This is a genomic window from Pseudomonas sp. HY13-MNA-CIBAN-0226, assembly GCF_040310305.1.
Taxonomy (GTDB): domain Bacteria; phylum Pseudomonadota; class Gammaproteobacteria; order Pseudomonadales; family Pseudomonadaceae; genus Aquipseudomonas; species Aquipseudomonas gregormendelii.
The window spans coordinates 1-261 of the sequence record NZ_JBEOPS010000357.1; the positions used below are offsets into that span (position 1 = coordinate 1).

Sequence of the window (261 nt, forward strand, 5' to 3'; positions counted from 1 at the left end):
GTCCAACACTGTTTGCACATCCCAAACAATCCTGCGACCGACGCGGAGCCCCGACCCGATGGATCGATTCGACGCAATGCAGGCGTTCGCCCGCGTGGTGGAAGCCGGCAGCTTCACGAAGGCAGCCGACACGCTGCACATGAGCCGCACCACCGTCACGCAACTGGTGCAGCAGCTCGAAGCGCGGCTGCGCGTGAAGCTGTTCAACCGCACGACCCGCAAGGTCGTCGTCACGGCCGACGGCGCCGCGTACTACGAACG

The 261-nt window shown here is 65.1% G+C and carries 1 protein-coding gene; it reads left to right on the forward strand.

Annotation, left to right across the window (positions count from 1 at the left end; translation table 11 throughout):
* Window positions 1-58 precede the first annotated feature (58 nt).
* Window positions 59-261 (forward strand): LysR family transcriptional regulator (locus AAEZ05_RS29090; RefSeq protein ID WP_350650089.1); only part of this gene is annotated, 203 nt, incomplete at its 3' end.